This is a genomic window from Methylobacterium frigidaeris (genome assembly GCF_022179185.1).
GTDB lineage: Bacteria > Pseudomonadota > Alphaproteobacteria > Rhizobiales > Beijerinckiaceae > Methylobacterium > Methylobacterium frigidaeris.
The window spans coordinates 1-270 of sequence record NZ_BPQJ01000214.1; the positions used below are offsets into that span (position 1 = coordinate 1).

The 270-nt window shown below is 50.7% G+C and carries 1 protein-coding gene; it reads right to left on the reverse strand.

What is annotated here, in order from left to right; all coding sequences use genetic code 11:
- Nucleotides 1-261 (reverse strand): NAD(P)/FAD-dependent oxidoreductase (locus MFF64_RS36905; RefSeq protein WP_273557215.1); only part of this gene is annotated, 261 nt, incomplete at its 3' end.
- Between the last annotated feature and the right edge of the window lie 9 nt (nucleotides 262-270).

Consider the following 270-nt stretch of genomic DNA (forward strand, 5'->3'; position numbering starts at 1 on the left):
TATGGTATGTCCCGCGGCTTCAGCCCATTCATAGCCGTCTCCCGTGCTTCCGGTATGAGGCACGCTTTTACCGCCGACAGCGATAATGACTGCCTGGCTATGGATCATTTCGCCATTATTCGTCACAATCCCTGCTGCCTGTCCATCTTCATATATAACAGATTTAATTTTCTCGTTCGTTCTGATTGTTACGCGGAGCTGCTTCAGCCTGTTTAACAGCGCGTCAACGACACTTTGGGCTTTGTCGGTCACAGGAAACATCCGGCCGTG